At 38.8% G+C, this 20976-nt stretch carries 20 protein-coding genes and 2 tRNA genes; 15 read left to right on the forward strand and 7 right to left on the reverse strand.

Going from position 1 to position 20976, the window contains the following annotated elements:
• Positions 1 to 85 precede the first annotated feature (85 nt).
• Genes Q4600_RS15355 through Q4600_RS15365 form a run of 3 tightly spaced genes read left to right on the forward strand, consistent with a single transcriptional unit; the run spans position 86 to position 3125 of the window.
• Positions 86 to 1573, forward strand: coding sequence for a tryptophan halogenase family protein (locus Q4600_RS15355; RefSeq protein ID WP_303517147.1), 1488 nt, complete (start codon positions 86 to 88; stop codon positions 1571 to 1573).
• Positions 1574 to 1579: 6 nt separating this feature from the next.
• The gene (locus Q4600_RS15360) at positions 1580 to 2263 is read left to right on the forward strand and encodes a DUF6445 family protein (RefSeq protein WP_303517146.1); all 684 of its coding nucleotides are present in this window, start codon (positions 1580 to 1582) and stop codon (positions 2261 to 2263) included.
• A 13-nt stretch (positions 2264 to 2276) separates the two neighbouring features.
• Entirely contained in the window at positions 2277 to 3125 is an 849-nt protein-coding gene (locus Q4600_RS15365; RefSeq protein WP_303517145.1) for a ThuA domain-containing protein, read from the forward strand.
• Between the two features lies 1 nt (position 3126).
• Here the strand turns inward: Q4600_RS15365 and Q4600_RS15370 are convergent, their stop codons facing one another.
• Positions 3127 to 4116, reverse strand: a complete 990-nt coding sequence (locus Q4600_RS15370; protein ID WP_303517144.1) for an SMP-30/gluconolactonase/LRE family protein — start codon at positions 4114 to 4116, stop codon at positions 3127 to 3129.
• 206 nt (positions 4117 to 4322) lie between these two features.
• On the opposite strand from Q4600_RS15370, the gene Q4600_RS15375 reads away from it, so the two are divergent.
• Complete coding sequence (locus Q4600_RS15375) at positions 4323 to 5525, forward strand: endo-1,4-beta-xylanase (RefSeq protein WP_303517143.1); 1203 nt, start codon at positions 4323 to 4325, stop codon at positions 5523 to 5525.
• A 562-nt stretch (positions 5526 to 6087) separates the two neighbouring features.
• Positions 6088 to 7254, forward strand: a complete 1167-nt coding sequence (locus Q4600_RS15380; RefSeq protein WP_303517142.1) for an endo-1,4-beta-xylanase — start codon at positions 6088 to 6090, stop codon at positions 7252 to 7254.
• 153 nt (positions 7255 to 7407) lie between these two features.
• On the opposite strand, the gene Q4600_RS15385 is transcribed toward Q4600_RS15380, so the two are convergent.
• From Q4600_RS15385 to Q4600_RS15395, 3 genes are all read right to left on the reverse strand, one after another.
• Positions 7408 to 7484 (reverse strand) — tRNA-Val (locus tag Q4600_RS15385).
• A 22-nt stretch (positions 7485 to 7506) separates the two neighbouring features.
• A tRNA-Val gene (locus Q4600_RS15390) sits at positions 7507 to 7583 on the reverse strand.
• Positions 7584 to 7787: 204 nt separating this feature from the next.
• Positions 7788 to 9158, reverse strand: coding sequence for an MATE family efflux transporter (locus Q4600_RS15395; protein WP_303517141.1), 1371 nt, complete (start codon positions 9156 to 9158; stop codon positions 7788 to 7790).
• Positions 9159 to 9188: 30 nt separating this feature from the next.
• Here Q4600_RS15395 and Q4600_RS15400 point away from each other — a divergent pair, with 30 nt between their 5' ends.
• The gene (locus Q4600_RS15400) at positions 9189 to 9830 is read left to right on the forward strand and encodes a riboflavin synthase subunit alpha (protein ID WP_102527292.1); all 642 of its coding nucleotides are present in this window, start codon (positions 9189 to 9191) and stop codon (positions 9828 to 9830) included.
• A 38-nt stretch (positions 9831 to 9868) separates the two neighbouring features.
• On the opposite strand, the gene Q4600_RS15405 is transcribed toward Q4600_RS15400, so the two are convergent.
• The gene (locus Q4600_RS15405; RefSeq protein WP_102527293.1) at positions 9869 to 10069 is read right to left on the reverse strand and encodes a CPXCG motif-containing cysteine-rich protein; all 201 of its coding nucleotides are present in this window, start codon (positions 10067 to 10069) and stop codon (positions 9869 to 9871) included.
• A gap of 356 nt (positions 10070 to 10425) precedes the next feature.
• Here Q4600_RS15405 and thrS point away from each other — a divergent pair, with 356 nt between their 5' ends.
• The 5 genes from thrS (at position 10426) to Q4600_RS15430 (ending at position 14212) form a co-directional block, all read left to right on the forward strand.
• Positions 10426 to 12354, forward strand: a complete 1929-nt coding sequence (thrS, locus tag Q4600_RS15410) for a threonine--tRNA ligase (RefSeq protein ID WP_102527294.1) — start codon at positions 10426 to 10428, stop codon at positions 12352 to 12354.
• A gap of 3 nt (positions 12355 to 12357) precedes the next feature.
• Positions 12358 to 12900 carry a translation initiation factor IF-3 gene (infC, locus tag Q4600_RS15415; RefSeq protein WP_102527295.1) on the forward strand — a complete coding sequence of 181 codons (543 nt, stop codon included), beginning with the start codon at positions 12358 to 12360 and terminating at the stop codon, positions 12898 to 12900.
• Between the two features lie 88 nt (positions 12901 to 12988).
• Complete coding sequence (gene rpmI, locus Q4600_RS15420; RefSeq protein ID WP_055023949.1) at positions 12989 to 13183, forward strand: 50S ribosomal protein L35; 195 nt, start codon at positions 12989 to 12991, stop codon at positions 13181 to 13183.
• Positions 13184 to 13201: 18 nt separating this feature from the next.
• Positions 13202 to 13561: a 50S ribosomal protein L20 gene (gene rplT / locus Q4600_RS15425; protein WP_012325107.1), complete on the forward strand. Its 360-nt coding sequence runs from the start codon at positions 13202 to 13204 to the stop codon at positions 13559 to 13561.
• Positions 13562 to 13669: 108 nt separating this feature from the next.
• Positions 13670 to 14212 carry a GNAT family N-acetyltransferase gene (locus tag Q4600_RS15430; protein WP_303517140.1) on the forward strand — a complete coding sequence of 181 codons (543 nt, stop codon included), beginning with the start codon at positions 13670 to 13672 and terminating at the stop codon, positions 14210 to 14212.
• Between the two features lie 42 nt (positions 14213 to 14254).
• On the opposite strand, the gene trxB is transcribed toward Q4600_RS15430, so the two are convergent.
• Both trxB and msrA read right to left on the reverse strand, forming a co-directional pair.
• Positions 14255 to 15205 carry a thioredoxin-disulfide reductase gene (gene trxB / locus Q4600_RS15435; RefSeq protein WP_303517139.1) on the reverse strand — a complete coding sequence of 317 codons (951 nt, stop codon included), beginning with the start codon at positions 15203 to 15205 and terminating at the stop codon, positions 14255 to 14257.
• A gap of 157 nt (positions 15206 to 15362) precedes the next feature.
• Positions 15363 to 15842 carry a peptide-methionine (S)-S-oxide reductase MsrA gene (msrA, locus tag Q4600_RS15440; protein WP_102527298.1) on the reverse strand — a complete coding sequence of 160 codons (480 nt, stop codon included), beginning with the start codon at positions 15840 to 15842 and terminating at the stop codon, positions 15363 to 15365.
• Positions 15843 to 16016: 174 nt separating this feature from the next.
• Here msrA and astE point away from each other — a divergent pair, with 174 nt between their 5' ends.
• From astE to Q4600_RS15460, 4 genes are all read left to right on the forward strand, one after another.
• Positions 16017 to 17048, forward strand: a complete 1032-nt coding sequence (astE, locus tag Q4600_RS15445; protein ID WP_303517138.1) for a succinylglutamate desuccinylase — start codon at positions 16017 to 16019, stop codon at positions 17046 to 17048.
• Between the two features lie 150 nt (positions 17049 to 17198).
• A complete protein-coding gene (locus Q4600_RS15450; protein WP_303517137.1) occupies positions 17199 to 18377 on the forward strand; it encodes a thiamine pyrophosphate-dependent dehydrogenase E1 component subunit alpha in 1179 nt (392 codons plus the stop codon).
• Positions 18378 to 18379: 2 nt separating this feature from the next.
• The gene (locus Q4600_RS15455; protein ID WP_303517136.1) at positions 18380 to 19357 is read left to right on the forward strand and encodes an alpha-ketoacid dehydrogenase subunit beta; all 978 of its coding nucleotides are present in this window, start codon (positions 18380 to 18382) and stop codon (positions 19355 to 19357) included.
• 9 nt (positions 19358 to 19366) lie between these two features.
• Positions 19367 to 20974 carry a dihydrolipoyllysine-residue acetyltransferase gene (locus Q4600_RS15460; protein WP_303517135.1) on the forward strand — a complete coding sequence of 536 codons (1608 nt, stop codon included), beginning with the start codon at positions 19367 to 19369 and terminating at the stop codon, positions 20972 to 20974.
• Positions 20975 to 20976: the final 2 nt, after the last annotated feature.

Consider the following 20976-nt stretch of genomic DNA (forward strand, 5'->3'; position numbering starts at 1 on the left):
TGTTTTATATAGATTTTATTTCAAATTTATCATAAGTTATAAAAACAAATTCCATTAGTACTAATAAATTTTGCAGGCGACTCACATGACAAAAAAAATCACCAATGTAGTAATCGCTGGCGGCGGCACTGCGGGGTGGATGGCCGCAGCGGCTTTCTCGAAGTTATTAGGTAAAAATATTAATGTGACGTTAGTTGAATCGGACTTGATCCCCACCGTAGGCGTGGGCGAGGCCACAATACCCACCTTGCATGTGTTTCATGACTTATTAAAAATTAAAGAAGCCGACTTTATGGCGGCTACCAATGCCACGTTTAAGTTAGGTATCTCATTTGAGAATTGGCGAGATGTTAACCAAGACTATATGCATTCGTTTGGCTATATTGGTCAAAGTTGTTGGGCTGCGGGGTTTCAGCATTTTTGGCTTAAAGGCTTTAATCAAGGCGTTGCTAGCGACATCGGCGACTATTGCCCGGAGCATGTAGCAAGTCGTGTCGGTAAATTTGCAGTGCTACCTAACCAAGATAGAAACCATGCTTTTCATACTGATGCAGGATTATATGCCCGCTTTTTAAGAGCCTTTGCTGAAAAGCACGGTGCAAATCGTATCGAAGGAACAATAGCCAAGGTAAATTTGAATAATGAAAATGGCTTTATTGATTCATTAACGTTAGCTAATGGTGAATGTATTGCTGGTGACTTATTCATTGACTGCACAGGTTTTAAAGGTCTGTTGATTGAAGAGGCGCTTCATACTGGTTATGACGACTGGCGCCACTGGTTACCTTGTGACAGTGCTGTGGCAGTACAAACTAAACAAACAAAACCATTAGTACCCTATACTCGTTCTATTGCGCGAGAGTCAGGTTGGCAATGGCAAATTCCACTACAAAATAGAATGGGTAACGGATTGGTATTTTGTAGTAAGTACTTAACTGATGATCAAGCCAAAGCCTTGTTAGTGGAAAATATTGAAGGTGAACAACTTAATGAACCTCGGGTATTAAAGTTTCGCACCGGTACACGACGCAAGCATTGGAACAAAAATTGTGTGGCTATTGGGTTATCCAGTGGTTTTATTGAGCCGCTAGAATCAACCAGTATTCATTTGATCCAACAGAGCATAGTAAGATTAATGCAAAATTTACCAACAACAGCCATGGAAAGCGGCGTTGTTGATGATTTTAATCAGAAAATGCGAGTAGAAATAGAAAATATTCGTGATTTTATTGTACTTCATTACCATGTAACTGAGCGTCAAGACAGTGAATTTTGGCGTTACTGCAAGCAAATGGATATACCAGAGAGCTTACAAAAACGAATTGATATGTTTAAACAAAGTGGCCAAGTGTATAAAACAGATCAAGAGTTGTTTGGCGAAGCTTCATGGCTACAAGTGATGTTAGGCCAAGGGTTGTTACCTGAACAATATCACCCCATTGTCGATAACATGTCAGATCAAGAATTGGCACAATTTTTAGGGACAATTAAGCAGTCTATAAAGCGTCGAGTTAATAGCTGGCCTAACCATATTGATTTCATTAATAATTATTGCAAATCTAATATACTGTAAAGCGCTATGTTCAGTATTAACCCTAATATTACACCCAGTGTTGAGTATATTGGTAACAGTAGAATACCTATTGTTATTGTTGATGATTATATTGCAGATATAGCACTTGTTCGTGATGTCATTATTGCTGGCGCATATTTTACACAGGACAAGCATACTCAATATCCGGGAATAAGATCTGCCATGTCTAAAGCTGATGTGGTTTCCTATCTCAAACCTTTGATGCAGCCTTTATATAGCGTTTTTAACTTGCCTCGGGAGCTTACTCCAAGCCCACGTGATAACTACTATTCGTTACTGACAACACAGGAAACTGATTTGTCATTAATACAAACCATTCCGCATTTTGATACTTATCAACCAAACCTGATTGCTTGTATTCATTACTTATCTAAATATCAACATGGTGGTACAGCATTTTATCGACATAGAAGCAGTGGCTATGAATTTATTAATGAAGGGCGTTTACCTAAATACCAAGCGACAGTAACTACGATATCACACAGTGGTTATTGCGGTGAGCATCATCCAGATTTTGAATGTTATAAAGTGATCCCATACCAAGAAAATAGGCTGATTATTTTCCCTGGTCAGTTACTGCATTCTAGCCTGGTAATACCAGAGTCAGACATCAATACCAATCCAATGACTGGAAGGTTAACAGCCAATCTATTCATTAAATTTAACTAGGATAATAATGATAATGAATACGTTTTTTAAGCACGAAATACCTCAATTCAATTTGACCATTAGTCATTTGTTGATTGTTTTTTTGCTTGTCGTCTTAAGCCTGCCCATTAATAAATCAGCTCATGCAACGAGCTTTGAGTCTCTGCCTGACAAACAATTCAATGTGCTGTTGTTTACTAAAACAAATGGATGGCATCATAAGTCAATTCCAGCAGGTGTTACCGCATTAGAACAGTTAGCTGACAAACATTTTTTTAATTTGATTTGGCATGAAGAAAGCCATTACTTTAACGACGAATATCTCAGCAATGTTGATGTAGTGATATTTCTGTCGACGACAGGTGATATTCTGTCTAATGAGCAGCAACAAGCGTTGAAACGCTATATACAGTCGGGCAAAGGGTTTGTCGGTATTCACAGTGCATCAGATACAGAATACGACTGGCAATGGTATCAACAACTCGTTGGGCATACTTTCGTTATACACCCGGTGGTGCAAACAGCTAGGCTGTCTAAAGTGTCTAGTGAATTTCCTGGTCTAGAGTCAATGCCTGAAAAGATGCTGTGGACTGACGAATGGTATGAGTTTGGTGAAGCTAATTCAACGGGACTGAATTATCTTTTGACTGTCGATGAAACCAGTTATAACCCTAACGCTGATTGGGGCACTAAGCAGGGCAAAGGTATGGGAAGCTTTCATCCCATTGCTTGGTACCAGAACTATGATGGCGGCCGCTCATTTTATACATCATTAGGTCACATCAAACCTGTTTATCAAAATGACCTGTTCTTAGCTCATTTATACGGCGGAATATATTGGGCTGCAACTGGAAAAGGAATTGACACCACTATTAAACATTAGATTAATTTAAATAAGTTGGAGTTATACCTGGGATATTAGATCTAAAGGTAAATAAACCATTGCCAGTAGTGACTAGAATGGTTTTTAAGTCTTTTCCACCAAAAGCCAAGTTAGTAATTTTAGGGGCGACATAAACGCTTTGAAGTAATTCGCCCTGTGGGTTATAAACATATAAATTACCTTCATTATGACTGGCTGCATAGATGTTTCCTGCGCAATCCACATTAATGCCATCCGGTGTATCAATGTTTATTTTGAACAACAACTCCCCAAGCTCATTATTTTTGGTAAGTTGATGTGCAAATATTTGATGACTGTGATCTCCGATATATATGGTTCTATTGTCAGAAGACAAGCTAATCCCATTGGGTTTAATGAACTTTGTTGATAGTAAAGTAACTTTATTATCTTCACTGACTTTGTACACGCCAGTGAAGGGTATTTGTTGTGGTCGTTCACTTAGTTGCCAGTCTGGATCAGTAAAGAATAACTCACCAGAAGGATGTTTTATAAGGTCATTGGGAGAGTTAAACAGCGCGTCGTTATAATCATTTACCATTACCACTCGTTCTTTAGTCGTTAGCGAAAAATTACTCACTGAACGTGTATCATGATTCATGCTGATTAACTGTTTACCATCAGACAAGAGTCCGTTGGTACCGCTATTTTCAATAAACAGTTCAATACCGTCTTGTTCGCTCCATGAATAAATAGCGGCTTCTGGCCCATTTGTTTGAGGGCTATTAAAATCCATTTCTGAGAAATAAAACGTCTCTGTAAACGCTGACCAAGTTGGCCCTTCTAAGAATTTTAGCTCAGAAGTAATTAACAGGGGTGATAAGTCACTTGCAAGAGGCAGTATGTTTTTAGGACAAGTTTCTATTATTTCAGGAATTGTATCTTTTATATCCATACTGTGTAGCTTATCAACTGCCATGGGATGTGATGAAAAAGCGGCCAATATTCCAAATGTAAAAAATCTTTTTATCATTATATTACTTATTGTATTCATTCTAAAAATGTCTCAGTGAGTATTGTCATCAATGCAATTTCTTGGATCGGTTTGAGCAATAAAGTTAACGGCCTACAGCAGCGCTGCAACACCAAGTTAACAAATATAAACCTAATGGTTAAATTGACTATTAGCTGAAAATCCTAATAAGATGACTAACACTATTTTATACAAAGGATGTAAGAATGAGACAAATCTTAAAAACGTTATTTTTAAAACATCAGGGTTTAAAACAATTGGTGGCAATGTTAGGTGTCACAATATTTCCGATAATGTTTTCAGCTCATAGCTCAGCAGAAGAAAAGGCAACGTTAAATGACTCAAATAATAAAGAAATTTTACAGCAACATTTTAAAAATGATTTTAAAATTGGTGTCGCTGTAAATGATGAAATAGTCTCAGGGCTTGATCCCGTTAGTGCAAAAATTATCACCAAACAGTTCAATACCATCACCATTGAAAATGCCATGAAGGCAGAAATCGTTAACCCACTTCCAGATCAATTCAACTTTACGGCAGCGGATCAATTTATTGATTTTGGTAAAAATAACGATATGTTCGTCGTTGGGCATACGCTTGTGTGGCATAACCAAACCCCTGATTGGTTTTTCAAACAAAAAAATGGTGAACAAAATTCTCCAGAACAACAAATTGAACGTATGGAGCAACACATTAAGTTAGTTGCAGGAAGGTATCGTGGCAAAGTGGATGCTTGGGATGTGCTCAACGAAGTCATTGGTGATGATGGCAACTATCGTCAAACCGTGTGGACTAATGTCATCGGCAATGGTGATGAAATGGCAAAAGCCGCTTATACCTTTGCCGCCAAGTATGCGCCCAATACTGAACTTTACTATAACGATTTTAATGCCTGGAAACCGGCCAAGCGTGATGGCATTGTTAAAATGATTAAAATGCTCCAACGTGAGGGCATTAAGATCGATGGAATAGGGATTCAAGCCCATTGGGGGCTCAACTTTCCTAAACGTCATCTCATCGAAGACGCAATAGATGTATACGCAGCATTGGGGCTGAAGGTGATGATAACTGAACTCGATATTGATGTGTTGCCATTTACCAAAGAAGGGCAAGTTATTGGGCAAGGGTTTATGCACCCGCAGTTTCAAGAGCAAGAATTTAAAACTTACTTAGAACCATATTCAAATCATTTACCCGCTGACATTGAAGCAAAATTAGCAGCACGATATACAGAGCTATTTGATATATTCAAAGCAAAGCGTGAAAAGATCGATAGAGTCACATTTTGGGGATTACATGATGGAATGTCGTGGAAAAATGACTATCCAATTCCGAACCGCACCAATTATCCGCTGCTATGGGATAGAAAACACCAACCTAAGCCTGCATTCAAGGCACTGTTTAACTAGACATCCGATTTCAAGCTGAATGCTTAGCGCCGCTGTTAGACATTGTTGTTATTTATTTCATATTCCCGATCTTAGTGGTTGATAAACCTTATAGCCATTTGGTACTGGCTTTAACGGCTATTGGTGATAACGACTCTAATCATTCGTTTGGTGCTCAAGTTAAATCGTCAGTGAATATAAAATTAATGTTATATAAATGTTTTATTAAGCAGCCAAATAGTCTATTTTAGATTAGCTTGTTGTCCAAAAGACCATTTGGTGATTTCTCATTATAACCTAGCAGTATAGGAATAATCATAATGAGTGCTTTGGACTTGATTTACAAAAAGGGGCGACCAACTGAAAACTTTACTCATTAGTTAGGCATTTCTAACCTTGGTATTAGCAGGCTATTGGTTGCAGGCATAATTGAGAGCCTGTAATTAAAGCCAATATTTATTCGGATGAGAGACTGTCAGTCACTAATTAGATCCGATTAAACGACAAATATGAACCTTGTTTGGTCTATGTATTGCATTAATATTCGGCCAGATTACTTACAAATAGCTGGACATGGAAAGTAATGAAAATAATTAATAAATTCAATAAATCGTTAATTGCAGCTTGTGCCACGGTAGTTTTAGGGCTGTCAGGCTGTAATAGTGGCCAAGGTGTCACTCAGCAATCAAAACCTGAAGCACCAGCAACATTGACTCAAGATATTATTTTAAAAAATCAATTTGCTGAAAACTTTAAAATGGGTACAGCAATCAGTAAATCTCAAGTATTGAACCCTACCGATCCAGAGCTATTGTTAGCGGCTAAACACTTCAATACCTTCACGCCTGAAAATTCGATGAAATGGGAGTCAGTGAATCCGCTACCAAACGAATATCAATTTGACGTTGCTGATGCATTAGTAAACTTTGCTATGAACAACAATCAACAATTGGTTGGGCACACTCTTGTTTGGCACTCGCAAACGCCAGATTGGGTGTTCGAAGATGATGCAGGAAACCCTTTAAATCGTGAGCAATTATTAAAGGTTATGGAAACACATATTAAAACTGTCGCTGGTCGTTATGTTGATCAAATATTTGCTTGGGATGTAGTAAATGAGGCGCTTAATGAAGATGGCAGTTTGCGTGAATCAAAATGGCAGCAAATTATTGGTGATGACTTTATTGAACAAGCCTTTATATATGCACATCAATCGGCGCCTAATGCCAAACTATATTACAACGATTACAACATGTTTAAACCTGAGAAAAGAGCAGGTGCAATTAAGTTGATAAATCGCCTTAAACAAAAAGGCATTCAAATTGATGGTGTTGGCATGCAAGCGCATTATTCACTCGATTATCCTGACTTCAATGAAGTTGAAGATTCAATTGTCGCGTTTGCAGCAGCAGGTGTTGATGTCATGGTCACAGAGCTTGATATTTCAGTCCTACCATTTCCTGAAAACTTAGCAGCAGGCGCTGATGTTTCATTAGATGTCGCACTACAACAACAATATAATCCGTACGCTGCAGGTTTACCCATTGAAGTAGAGCAGCAATTAGCATCCCGCTATCAAAATTTGTTTGCTATCTATAAAAAACATAGCGAAAGCATAGGCCGTGTTACGTTTTGGGGCGTGAGTGATAAGCAAACTTGGCGCAATGGTTGGCCAATGGAGGGGCGAACAGATTATCCGTTACTCATTGATAGAGATATGAAGTTAAAAGCTTTCGTGAATTCTTTATAAGCCTTTATACAAACGACAAAACAGCCACTCTTTGAACAATCACTGAGTGGTTTTTTTATGATATGTGGAAATAGTTGATTATATTTTTGTAAATCTTAGGAATTTTGAACACAAAAAAACCAGCTTTCGCTGGCTTAATCTCAATTATTGATTTGGTACAACTGAGTGGATTCGAACCACCGACCCCTACCATGTCAAGGTAGTGCTCTAACCAACTGAGCTACAGTTGTATATCAAAATCAAATTTAGAGATGGTACAACTGAGTGGATTCGAACCACCGACCCCCACCATGTCAAGGTGGTGCTCTAACCAGCTGAGCTACAGTTGTATTGTTTCAAGAAAACAAATTGATGTAATCTTTGGAACGAGCGATATATTACGGTATACAGAGACTGATGCAAGTAAAAAAACTAAAAAAGTGTTCGAGTGGTGATTTGCTGTTCACATTGAACTTAATAACAGCATATAAGCTTAAATATTCGTAGCTTATATGCTGAAAATTAATTTATTGGTTTTTAACTCTTAACCTTTATCAGCTGTGATCAGAAATAACCGCTTTTAATTTTCCTGAAGTTTGTATGTATCGCAGTCTTATGGCAAAAAGGATTGCAGCACTGGTTAATCCTGCGATTAAGCCAATCCAGAAACCATGAGCGCCCATCGCAGGGACAATCAAATCTGTTCTTGCCAAGGTATAGCCTAATGTCATTCCTATAGCCCAATAGGAAACCAAGGTAATATAGAACGCACTCTGAGTATCTTTATATCCTCTTAATGCCCCCGCTGCGACGACTTGAATAGAGTCAGACAACTGATACAAAGCAGCTAAGAACATTAAACTACCCGCTAAGGCGACAACCTCAGGATTATTATTATAAAGCAGCGCAATTTGGGTTTTGAACAAGACGGTAATTACTGCAGTGAATACGGCCAATGAAAACGCGATAAATAGGCCAATTTTTGTTACCAAGTTACTGATCTCAAGCTTATCTTGACCAAGGTAGTAGCCCACGCGAATTGAAACGGCAATACCTATTGATAATGGCAACATAAATACAATAGAAGAAAAGTTAAGTGCAATTTGATGACCTGCTACCACTGTTGCGCCTAAAGGGGCTAACAGAAGGGCAATTACTGCAAATAAGCTAACTTCAAAAAACAATGCCATCGCAATCGGCATACCATGTTTAGTCATTTCCCAAATGGTTTTCCAGTTTGGCTTGTTCAATGTACTAAAAGGCGCGATTTGTTTAAACTTTTGATGAAACTGCATGTAAATCATCATAGCAATGAGCATTGCCCAGAACACTAAAGCTGTTGCAATACCACAACCTGCGCCGCCCATGGCAGGAACACCAAAGTGTCCATATATAAATATATAGTTAGCGGGAATGTTGACAGCTAAACCCACAAAACCAATTACCATGGTAGGTAATGTATAGGATATGCCTTCAGAGCAACCTCGTAAAATTTGATAGAAGATGAACGCAGGTACACCCCACATAAAACCATGTAGGTATCCTGCACTTAAATCTGCTAATTCAGGATCCAGCTCCATCATTGTAAAAATGGTTTTTGAAAATGAGAGGAACAGCAAAACACCTATAGTACCGATTATGGCAATATAAAAAGCTTGCGACATTAATGGCTGTATTGCTTTCGGGTTATTCGCACCATGGTGGTGGGCAAATACAGGTGTAAATGCGAGAATAAGACCTTGTACAAAAAGTAATGCTGGTAACCATAAACTGGTTCCAATTGCGACAGCAGCCATATCGACAGCACTGACTCTGCCAGCCATTACAGTATCGATAAACCCCATCATTGTTTGGGTAACTTGTGCAATTAATACTGGCAATGCCAGTTGTATTAATTTTTTGGCCTGAAAGCCTGTGTGATTCATTAGAAAACCTTTTAACTAACGAGTGAAAATATGTTTACTGGTATCGTGCAAGCCACATGTGATGTGGTTTCGATTAAAGAGCAAAGCGGTTTAAAAACGTTTGAAGTCAAAATTCCAGAAGAGCTGCAACAAGGTTTAGAAACCGGTGCGAGTGTTGCAAATAATGGCGTATGTTTAACTGTCACTAAACTCGAGAATGATAGAGTTTATTTTGATGTAATGGAAGAGACGTTACAGGTTACAAACCTAAATTTTGTTGAGCCAGGTAGCAAAGTTAATATAGAGCGGTCGTTAACCTTTGGAAAAGAGATAGGCGGTCACATTTTATCTGGCCATATTCATGCTATGGCAACCATAACCGAAGTAAGTGAAACTGACTCACATTATAATCTCACCCTAAGTGTTCCTGAAAAATGGATGGATTATATTTTTTATAAAGGCTTTGTGGGTGTTAATGGTTGCAGTTTAACCGTCGGAGAATTAGAGAATAATCAATTTAAACTGCACCTTATTCCTGAAACACTTAAATTGACTAATTTAAGTGACTGTATCATTGGTGATAAAATTAACATCGAAATTGACAGCCAAACACAAGTAATAGTCGATACTGTTGAGCGTATTCTTGCCAAAAAAGCATTAACGAATATCGACCTAGCTAATCTAATCAAATAACGCTGAACCGGAGACATTAAGATGAATAGCTTTAATTATTAATAAAGCTGTTCATCGTCAGAATCTATAAAGAGTTGAATTGTTCGATTAGAATCATTAACTTGTAGGCGCATGTGGATTGAATTACAGCAAATACGGCAATCATCATAATATTCCTGATCCCCTAAACTGGTGTCGATATGCACATGTTGGTTATGTCCGCAGTGTGGACAGCTAATTATTTTACTCACTAAATTCATACAAACTCCTTGATGACTTGAATAAGTGTGTATCTGATAAATCCGTTTCTTTCGTCAGTAATTATAGTTGACTCTAGTCAATGTCAATTGACTTTAATAACTAAAGCTTCAGTCAATTTAATTCCATTTAAGAAGGAATATTTTAATCAATACCTTAAATAACAGAAAAAGTGTCAATATTGTAGATTAACACTAGCGCATCACTTGCTTGCAAAAGTGCTTTTCACATACAATGCAACTTCATGCCACTATCAGCTCAGGCTCCTGTAATGTCTGTAGTTCGGTGGCATTTCTTTTATTTATTATTTATTACCAAGTGGCCCTACGTGTGGGTCACCACTGGATAAGGAAATTTAATGCCAATTATTACATTGCCTGATGGCAGCAAACGCGAGTTTGCAGATTCTGTTTCAACGTTAGATGTCGCTGCAGACATCGGTCCTGGTTTAGCTAAAGCATGTATTGCTGGTCGCGTAAACGGCGAGTTAGTTGATGCTTGTGACTTAATAACCACAGATTCAGAGCTTTCAATCATTACGGCTAAAGATGAAGAGGGTGTTGAAATCCTTCGCCATTCTTGTGCACATTTACTTGGTCATGCAATTAAGCAAATGTGGCCAGAAACAAAAATGGCTATTGGTCCAGTTATCGATAATGGTTTTTACTATGACATCGATTTAGACCATAAATTAACTCAAGAAGATATTGATGCTCTTGAGAAACGCATGACTGCGTTAGCAAAGACAAATTATAGTGTTGTTAAGAACGTTGTTTCTTGGCAAGAAGCCCGCGATACTTTCGAATCACGTGGTGAAGAGTACAAAATTGCCATCTTAGATGAAAACATCAGTAAAGATGCAACACCGGCTTTATATCACCATGAAGAATATGTTGATATGTGTCGTGGCCCACACGTACCTAATATGAAATTCTGCCAACACTTTAAGTTAATGAGTGTTGCTGGTGCATACTGGCGTGGTAATTCAGATAATAAGATGCTGCAACGTGTATACGGAACAGCATGGGCTGATAAAAAAGCATTAAAAGTACATTTAAACCGTCTTGAAGAAGCGGCAAAACGTGACCACCGTAAAATTGGTAAACAGCTAGATCTTTACCATATGCAAGAAGAAGCACCAGGAATGGTATTCTGGCATAACGATGGTTGGAGTTTGTACCTAGAGTTAGAGAAGTTCATTCGACAAAAACTAGGTCAATACACTTACCAAGAAGTTAAAGGTCCATTAATGATGGATCGTAACTTATGGGAACGTTCAGGCCATTGGGATAAATATGCAGATGCGATGTTCACTACTAACAGTGAAAACCGTGAATATGCAATTAAACCTATGAATTGTCCTGGTCATGTTCAGATCTTTAACCAAGGTCTTAAATCATACCGTGATTTACCACTTAAAATGGCAGAGTTTGGTTGTTGTCATCGTAATGAGCCATCAGGATCATTGCATGGACTAATGCGTGTTCGTGGATTCACCCAAGATGATGCCCACGTATTCTGTACTGACGCACAAGTTCAAGAACAAGTGAGTGAATGTATCCAAATGGTATACGACACTTACGGCAGTTTCGGCTTTAGCAATATCGTCGTTAAATTATCAACTCGTCCTGAAAAACGAATTGGTGATGACGATATGTGGGATAGAGCTGAAGAAGCATTAAAGCAAGCACTTGTTGCTAACGAAATTGAATTCGAGATTTTACCAGGTGAAGGTGCCTTCTATGGTCCAAAAATCGAATTTACACTTCATGACTGTTTAGACCGTGCATGGCAGTGTGGTACTGTGCAATTAGATTACGCATTACCATCTCGTCTTGGGGCAACTTATGTTGCTGAAGACAACACGCGTCAAACGCCAGTTATGATCCATAGAGCGATTTTAGGGTCTCTTGAACGTTTCTTAGGTATTCTAATTGAAGAATACGCAGGTAAATTCCCAACATGGCTTGCACCTGTGCAAGTAATTGTTATGAATATTACAGACAAACAGTCTGATTATGTTGACGAAATTGTTAAATCTTTCAAAGAAAGTGGCATTCGTGCATCTAAAGACTTGAGGAATGAGAAAATAGGCTTTAAAATACGTGAACATACGTTAAAGCGTGTACCTTATTTATTGGTCGTCGGCGATCAAGAAATGGAAAATAAGGAAGTTGCGGTCAGAACACGTGATGGTATCGATTTAGGCAAAATGAAAATCAATGATTTCAATGCCAAGATACAAGAACAAATTTCTAGCCGTAGTCTATTATTGTTGGAGGAATAGGTCATAAAGATCAAGAGAGCAGCAGGGCGACAGCCAGCCCCTAATCGTATTAACGATGAAATCACTGGCGTACCAGAAGTTCGTTTATCGGATATTGATGGTGAGGCAGTTGGAATCGTTAGTATTTCACAGGCACAGGAATTAGCTGATGAAGCAGGTGTAGACCTGGTTGAAATCAGTCCTAATGCTGAGCCACCTGTCTGTCGCATAATGGACTACGGTAAGTTCCTTTTTGATAAGGCTAAAGCCCAAAAAGAACAAAAAAAGAAGCAGAAACAGGTCCAGCTGAAGGAAATAAAATTCCGTCCTGGCACTGATGAAAACGACTATCAGGTAAAACTACGCAACCTGATTCGTTTTCTTGAAGATGGGGACAAAGCGAAGATTACGCTGCGTTTCCGTGGTCGCGAAATGGCACACCAAAGCTTAGGTATGGATCTTTTGAACCGTATCAAAGCAGATTTGGAAACATATGCTGTTGTTGAATCTTTCCCGAAAATGGAAGGTCGACAAGCAGTTATGGTCCTCGCACCTAAAAAGAAATAGTAGGGCAACCCACTAAAAAGTAGCAAAGTCCTTTTGAGGATTTTGCTCGCCTTACGTTTTATTAATGTCCCAATGCGGAGTTTTAGCAATGCCTAAAATGAAAACAGATAAGGGTGTTCAAAAGCGCTTCAGAAAAACCGCTAATGGTTTCAAGCGTAAACAAGCACACTTACGTCATATTTTGACAAAGAAGAGCACTAAGCGTAAACGTCACTTACGTGCTAAATGTTTAGTTGCAAAGTCTGATGTGCCAGCAATCGCACGTCAACTACCATACGCTTAATTAAAGGAGATATGAACAATGCCTAGAGTTAAGCGTGGTGTAACCGCTCGTGCTCGTCACAAGAAAGTACTTAAATTAGCCAAAGGTTATTACGGAGCTCGCTCACGTACTTACCGTGTTGCTGTTCAAGCAGTAACTAAAGCTGGTCAATATGCTTACCGTGACCGTCGTCAAAAGAAACGTCAATTCCGTCAACTTTGGATTGCACGTATCAATGCGGCTTCTCGTCAAAATGGTCTTTCTTATAGTCGTTTCATTAACGGCCTTAAAAAAGCATCAATCGAAATCGATCGTAAGATTTTGGCTGACATCGCTGTATTCGACAAAGTTGTATTTACAACTTTAGTTGAAAAAGCAAAAGAAGCTTTAGCTAAGTAATTAGTTAAAATGCTTTAAAAAAGGAGCCTTCGGGTTCCTTTTTTTATGCCTATAATTTACTGTATCTTATTGTTAGCCTTAAACAATCATTATTAACGGAATACTACGATGACTGTAATTACTACAGAACGCCTTACTATCTCACTTATGACACTTAATGATGCGGATTTATTATTTGAATTGGATCAAAACCCTGTTGTGATGAAATATATCAATGGCGGTAAAAAAACAACTCAACAAGAAATTGATGAGGTTTTTATTCCACGCTTAGCCAGTTACCTTAACCCTGCTAAAGATTGGGGGCTTTGGAAAGTATTTTTAAATGATACACAATTTGCAGGTTGGATTTTGATTAGACCAATGGGCTTTTTTACAGAGTCGCCTGAGTTTAACAATATCGAAATTGGTTGGCGATTTAAACAAGAAACTTGGGGTGAAGGAGTTGCAACCGAAAGTGCCATAGCGGTCATTAAACACATTGTATCTCATCAACAAAATGTGAAAAAGTTTTCCGCTATCGCTGATAAACACAATAGCGCTTCAATAAACATAATGGTTAAATTAGGTATGACATACCAAAAGACAATTGTGCACCCAGATGTCGATGGCGAAGTAGATGTAGTTTTATACTCAATGGATTCGACACAATAAAAAAGCCAGCATTCGCTGGCTTTATCTTAATACATAACGCGCTTATTGAGCATCAAGGAATCGTTCAGCATCCAAAGCTGCCATACAACCTGAACCTGCTGATGTAATCGCTTGACGGTAATGTTGATCCATAACATCACCACAGGCATAAATACCTTCAATGCTGGTTTGTGTTGCATTACCTTGTAAACCACTATTAACCGTAATGTAGCCGTGATTCATATTCAGTTGATCATTAAAAATACCAGTATTAGGGCTATGACCAATTGCAATGAATACACCTGCAACTTCTAGAGACGAAATAGACCCGCCTTTAGTGCTCTTCATATTCAAACCAGTAACGCCCATATTATCACCAGTCACTTCATCAAGCGTTTGATCTAAGTGAAGGATAATATTTCCGTTTGCCACTTTGTCCATCAGTCGATTAATTAGAATCTTTTCTGAGCGGAAAGTGTCACGGCGATGAATTAAATGAACTTCTGATGCGATGTTACTTAAGTAAAGTGCTTCTTCAACAGCGGTATTACCGCCGCCAACAACGGCTACTTTCTGGTTACGATAAAAGAAACCGTCACAAGTTGCACATGCTGATACACCTCGCCCCATAAATGCTTCTTCAGAAGGCAAACCTAAATATTTAGCAGAGGCTCCAGTTGCGATAATTAGTGCATCACAAGTAAATTCGCCGTTGTCACCTTTTAATTTAAAAGGGCGCTCACTAAAGTCGACTTCATTGATGTGATCAAAAATGATTTCAGTTTCAAATTTTTCTGCGTGCTGTTGCATTCTTTCCATTAAAGCAGGACCGGTTAAACCTTCAGCATCACCTGGCCAGTTTTCAACTTCTGTTGTTGTGGTCAATTGACCGCCTTGCTGCATACCAGTGATCATGACTGGTTTTAAATTCGCACGAGCGGCATAAACTGCAGCAGTATAACCAGCAGGACCTGAACCTAAGATAAGTAGGTTAATATGACGAGCTTGACTCATTTTTGTATTTCTCCGTATTCATGCCTTAAGCAATTTGCATGGATTGTAGGGAATTTAACGGATGGGGTAAAGTGCAGAACTGTCTAAGATATAGATTGTATTAATCGCTTTTGTATAAAAAAGGCACCAATACAAGTGCCTTAAGTCATTTCATAAACTAATAACTAATATGACAGCTTGGTAACTCATTCTTCTCTAAGTAATTTTGATGATATTCTTCTGCAGGGTGGAACTGCTGAATTGGAACAATTTCAGTTACAATATGCTTAGTTCCCCATTTACCACTGCGTGCTAGATCAAGTTTGGATTTTTCAGCAGCGTCTTTTTGAATTTTACCATGAAAAAATACAGCACTGCGATACTGATTACCAATATCGCCACCTTGTCTATTCAGAGTGGTTGGGTTGTGATTTTGCCAGAACACTTCCAAAAGCTCTTGGTATGAAACAATTGATTCATCAAACTCTACTTGAACGACTTCAGCATGACCTGTTGTGCCTGTTTTTACTTCTTCATAACTCTGAAATTGATCTCTTCCGCCCATATAGCCGCATTGTGCATTGGTAACACCATCTACTTGCTTGAAAAAATATTCAACACCCCAAAAACAGCCTGCACCAAATGTTGCTAAAGTCATACTTACATCCATAAAGAAGTCTAGATGGCTAAAATTATATTTGTTCTGAATGAGAATGCAAGTAAAGTTTTACACTATGTTAATTGTCCCTTAACGTCAGCTTCCACTTGTTGTGTTAGAATCAACATCTGTTATTGAAACCAATTTCGTTTTACCGTTTTTCAAGGAGTCTTCGTGTTTCAACAATTAATGGAAGAAAAAGATTTTTTAGCGTTCACTTTAGCTAACATCGATAAAGTCATTACCTCACACAGTTTCACCTTATCTAATCAAACAATAGTCAAAATACATGATAACGGTGTCATCAGCTTTACTCCTGCAACAGGTTCTACTAAGGATATTGTTTTATCGTGTGCCATTCATGGGAACGAAACTGCGCCTATTGAGATTTGTAATGACTTAATCCAAGCGTTACTTAATGAACAAATACAGACAGAACACAGAGTATTATTTTTAATTGGCAACCCAGATTCCATTTTAACTGAAACCCGTTTTGTAGAAGAAAACATGAACAGGTTATTTAGCGGCGCGCATTCAAAAGGTGAAGGGCTTTGCAACAAGGAAAGAGTTCGCGCTAAAGCATTGGAGGGTTATGTAAGCGATTTTTTCCTCGATAATCACGTATCACAACGTATTCATTATGACTTGCACACAGCGATTAAGCCTTCAAAACACGAAAAATTTGCGATATATCCTTATCGACCAGGCCGTAGTTTTAGTGCTGAACAAATTATGTTTCTTGCTGGTTGCGATGTGGACACCATTTTATTTCATCACGAACCGACAACGACATTTAGCTATTATTCGTCAGAACAATTTAAAGCCGACGCTTTCACCGTTGAGCTTGGAAAGGTGATGCCGTTTGGTCAAAATGAAATGAGTAAGTTTGCTAATACGCGCAAAATGCTAAATCACTTGATAACCAAGCAGCAAGTATCAGTTGCTGAATTTAACAGCGACCAGCTTAACTTGTATAAAGTGTCTCGTTCAGTAAACAAGCACTTCGATGATTTTACATTCGCATTTCCAAAAGCCACGGTTAATTTTACCGGCTTTAAGCAAGGTGAAGTATTAGCAACTGAAGGCGGAAAAGAAATTTTAATTGAATATCCGTATGAAGCTATCGTTTTTCCAAATGAAAATGTACCTGTTGGTCAGCGCACGGTATTATGCTTAATACCAGCTCCTAACGAAGATATTCAGTAATTTGTAAAGCTAGATATACAAATTAAATGAGAAGTTATTCACTAGATGGAATGAACATTAGTTGATCGCTAGTTTACGTTAACGTAATGTTCGTTCGCATAGTATAAATTAAGCTTTATTTTATAAGGCCTCACATAATAAGAGCACAATATGAGCAACGCACCACTGAATAATGAAACAGTGCATCGTGTCAGCTTCTTAGACAAAGCTTCATTGCACATTCCTATTTTAAAAATTCTTCAAGCTGATGGTACGACATACGAAAATGCCGTCATGCCAGTGATAGATAAAGCACTCGCTGAACGAATTCATGATACTTGTGTTTTTACCCGAGTATTAGATGAACGTATGCTAAGTGCGCAAAGACAAGGTCGTATCAGTTTTTATATGACATGTACTGGTGAGGAAGCATCAATTATCGGCAGTACAGCCGCGTTAGATGATGGCGATGTAATTCTTGCTCAGTATCGCGAACATGCCTCATTACGATACCGTGGTTTTACTACTGAACAATTTATGAATCAGATGTTCAGTAATGAAAAAGATTTAGGTAAAGGCCGCCAAATGCCGATTCATTACGGTAGTAACGAGCTAAATTACCAAACCATTTCATCCCCACTTGCAACACAAATTCCGCAGGCAACTGGCGTTGCACATGCTTTTAAATTACAAGGTAAACGTAACGTAGCCATTTGTTACTTTGGTGAAGGCGCAGCATCAGAAGGGGACTTTCATGCAGGTTTGAATATGGCTGCAGTGTTAAAATCTCCAACTATATTTTTCTGTCGTAATAATGGTTATGCCATTTCAACGCCTACTGAAGAACAGTTTGCCGGTAATGGCATTGCTAGTCGTGGTGTGGGTTACGGTATGCATACCATTCGTGTTGATGGTAATGACATGTTAGCTGTGCTTGCTGCAACTCAACAAGCTCGCGCGCACGCGCTTGAACACAATGCACCTGTATTAATCGAAGCAATGACATATCGCTTAGGTGCGCATTCATCATCGGATGATCCTTCTGGTTATCGTTCGAAAGAAGAAGAAGCGAAATGGGAACAACATGACCCAGTTAAACGCTTCAAGCTTTGGATGATCAATAAAGATTGGCTTAATGAAGCTGATGATGCAGCACGTTATGAGAAATATCGTGAGGAAGTACTTAGCGCCGTTAAAGTGGCTGAAAAAGTGCCTTTACCACACATTGATGGTTTGATTACAGACGTACTGGATAAGCCTACAGCTGTTTTAGAAAAGCAGCTTGCAGAGCTCAAACAACATATTAAGAAATATCCAAAGTCGTATCCTAAAAGCGCAGGGAGAATTTAATTGTGGCTGAAATGAATATGTTACACGCCATCAATGATGCATTGGCAATTGCAATGACTGCTGATGAACGAATGGTTGTGTTTGGCGAAGATGTGGGTCATTTTGGTGGCGTTTTCCGTGCAACATCTGGATTACAAGAAAAGTTTGGTAGAGATCGTTGTTTTAATACTCCGTTAACTGAACAAGGCATTGCAGGTTTTGCTAATGGCTTGGCTTCAAATGGTATGACGGCCGTTGCTGAAATTCAATTTGCTGATTATATTTTTCCTGCATTCGATCAAATAGTGAATGAAACAGCAAAGTTCAGATACCGCAGTGGTAACCAGTTTAACGTTGGTGGGTTAACTTTTAGAACCCCGTACGGCGGTGGTATTGCAGGTGGTCATTATCACTCGCAATCGCCAGAAGCGTATTTTACCCAAACCCCTGGTTTAAAAGTGGTCATTCCACGGAATCCAGAACAAGCCAAAGGTTTGTTATTAGCTTCAATTCGCGATCCAAATCCGGTCATTTTCTTTGAACCAAAAAGATTGTACCGTGCATCTGTTGGTGAAGTCCCTGCCAGCGACTTCGTAATTGAGCTTGGTAAAGCTGATGTCGTAAAAACGGGTACGGATATTACCTTACTTGGTTGGGGCGCTCAGATGGAAATTCTTGAAAAAGCGGCAAAAATGGCTGAAAAGGACGGCATTTCTTGTGAAATTGTCGATTTAAGAACCTTGTCACCTTGGGATATTGATACCGTTGCTGCATCTGTCAAGAAAACAGGTCGTTTGCTCATTAACCATGAAGCACCGTTAACAGGTGGTTTCGCCGGTGAAATCGCAGCGACAATTCAAGAAGAGTGTTTCTTACATTTAGAGTCACCTATAAGCCGTATATGTGGCTTAGATACACCATATCCGTTGATTCTGGAGAAAGAATACATGCCAGATGAACTGAAAACTTACGAAGCCATTAAAGCTTCAATCAATTTCTAGGAGCAAGATATGATTAAAGATTTTATTTTGCCTGATATTGGTGAAGGCGTCGTAGAGTGTGAGCTTGTTGATTGGATGGTTAAAGAAGGTGATGTTGTTGTTGAAGATCAACCAATCGCTGATGTGATGACTGACAAAGCCTTAGTTCAAATACCTGCACCTCATGCGGGCGTCATTACCAAGCTATATTACGCGAAGGGTGACATTGCAAAAGTTCATGCTCCGCTTTATGCAGTAGAACTTGAGGCAACGGGTGTTAACACTGCTGATGAATCCAGTGCACCTTCAACTCAAGAAACGGCAACAGAAGCTAATGAAGAAACCAGCAATGAAGTTGCAAGAAATGTTGAACAAATAAGTCAAACTACCACACATGATGTTGAAGAGTTCTTACTCCCTGATATCGGTGAAGGTATTGTTGAATGTGAACTTGTTGAATGGCTTGTCGCTGAAGGTGATATTGTCACAGAGGATCAGCCGATTGCTGATGTGATGACAGATAAAGCTTTAGTTCAAATACCAGCGATTAAAAATGGCAAGATTGTAAAATTACATTACAGAAAAGGCCAATTAGCTAAAGTTCATGAGCCTTTATTTGCAATCGAGGTTGAATCTACAGTCACTCAAGTTGAAGCGGCTCAAACAGTCACGCATTCAGCTGCCGTTAACGAAGTCTTTACTAGTGAACCAGTTGCTCAAGGTAAAGCGTTAGCAAGTCCTGCAGTACGCCGTTTAGCTAGAAGTTTGGATATCAATATTGCTAACGTGCCAGGTACGGGTAAAAATGGTCGTGTGTATAAAGAAGATGTTGAAGCGTTTGCTAATGGCTCCAATTCAAACCAAACCTCAGCCTCTAAAACGACTACCGTTTCTAATAGCGCTGCAATACCAGCTAATATTCAAACTACAAATGCAGACAGAGTTGAGCCAATTAAAGGTGTTAAAGCTGTCATGGCTAAGATGATGGTTGAGTCTGTTTCTACGATTCCTCATTTTACATATTGTGAAGAATTTGATTTAACAGATTTAGTTGCATTACGCGCCGAGATGAAACAACGTTATTCAACTGACGAAGTTAAATTGACTATGATGCCTTTCTTCATGAAAGCAATGTCATTAGCCATTAATGAATTTCCAGTATTAAACAGTCAAGTCAACCCTGATTGCACTGAGTTAACCTATAAAACGAGTCATAACATTGGTATGGCTGTTGATTCAAAAGTGGGTTTGTTAGTACCGAATGTTAAAGATGTACAAAGTAAAACTATTTTAGAAGTTGCCGCTGAAATTACACGACTCACAACTGCTGCTAGAAGTGGCCGTGTAAGTCCTGCTGATTTAAAAGGTGGAACAATATCAATTTCAAATATTGGTGCTTTAGGTGGGACGGTTGCTACACCTATTATCAATAAACCGGAAGTTGCGATTGTTGCCCTAGGTAAATTACAAACACTCCCTCGTTTCAATGCCAATGGCGAGGTAGAAGCGCGTAAGATTATGCAAGTCAGTTGGTCTGGCGATCATCGTGTAATCGATGGTGGAACCATTGCCCGTTTCTGTAATCTCTGGAAGCAGTACTTAGAGCAGCCACAAGAAATGTTACTCGCAATGCGCTAATT

This window comes from Shewanella sp. 2_MG-2023, from assembly GCF_030548905.1.
Classification (GTDB): Bacteria; Pseudomonadota; Gammaproteobacteria; order Enterobacterales; family Shewanellaceae; genus Shewanella; species Shewanella electrodiphila.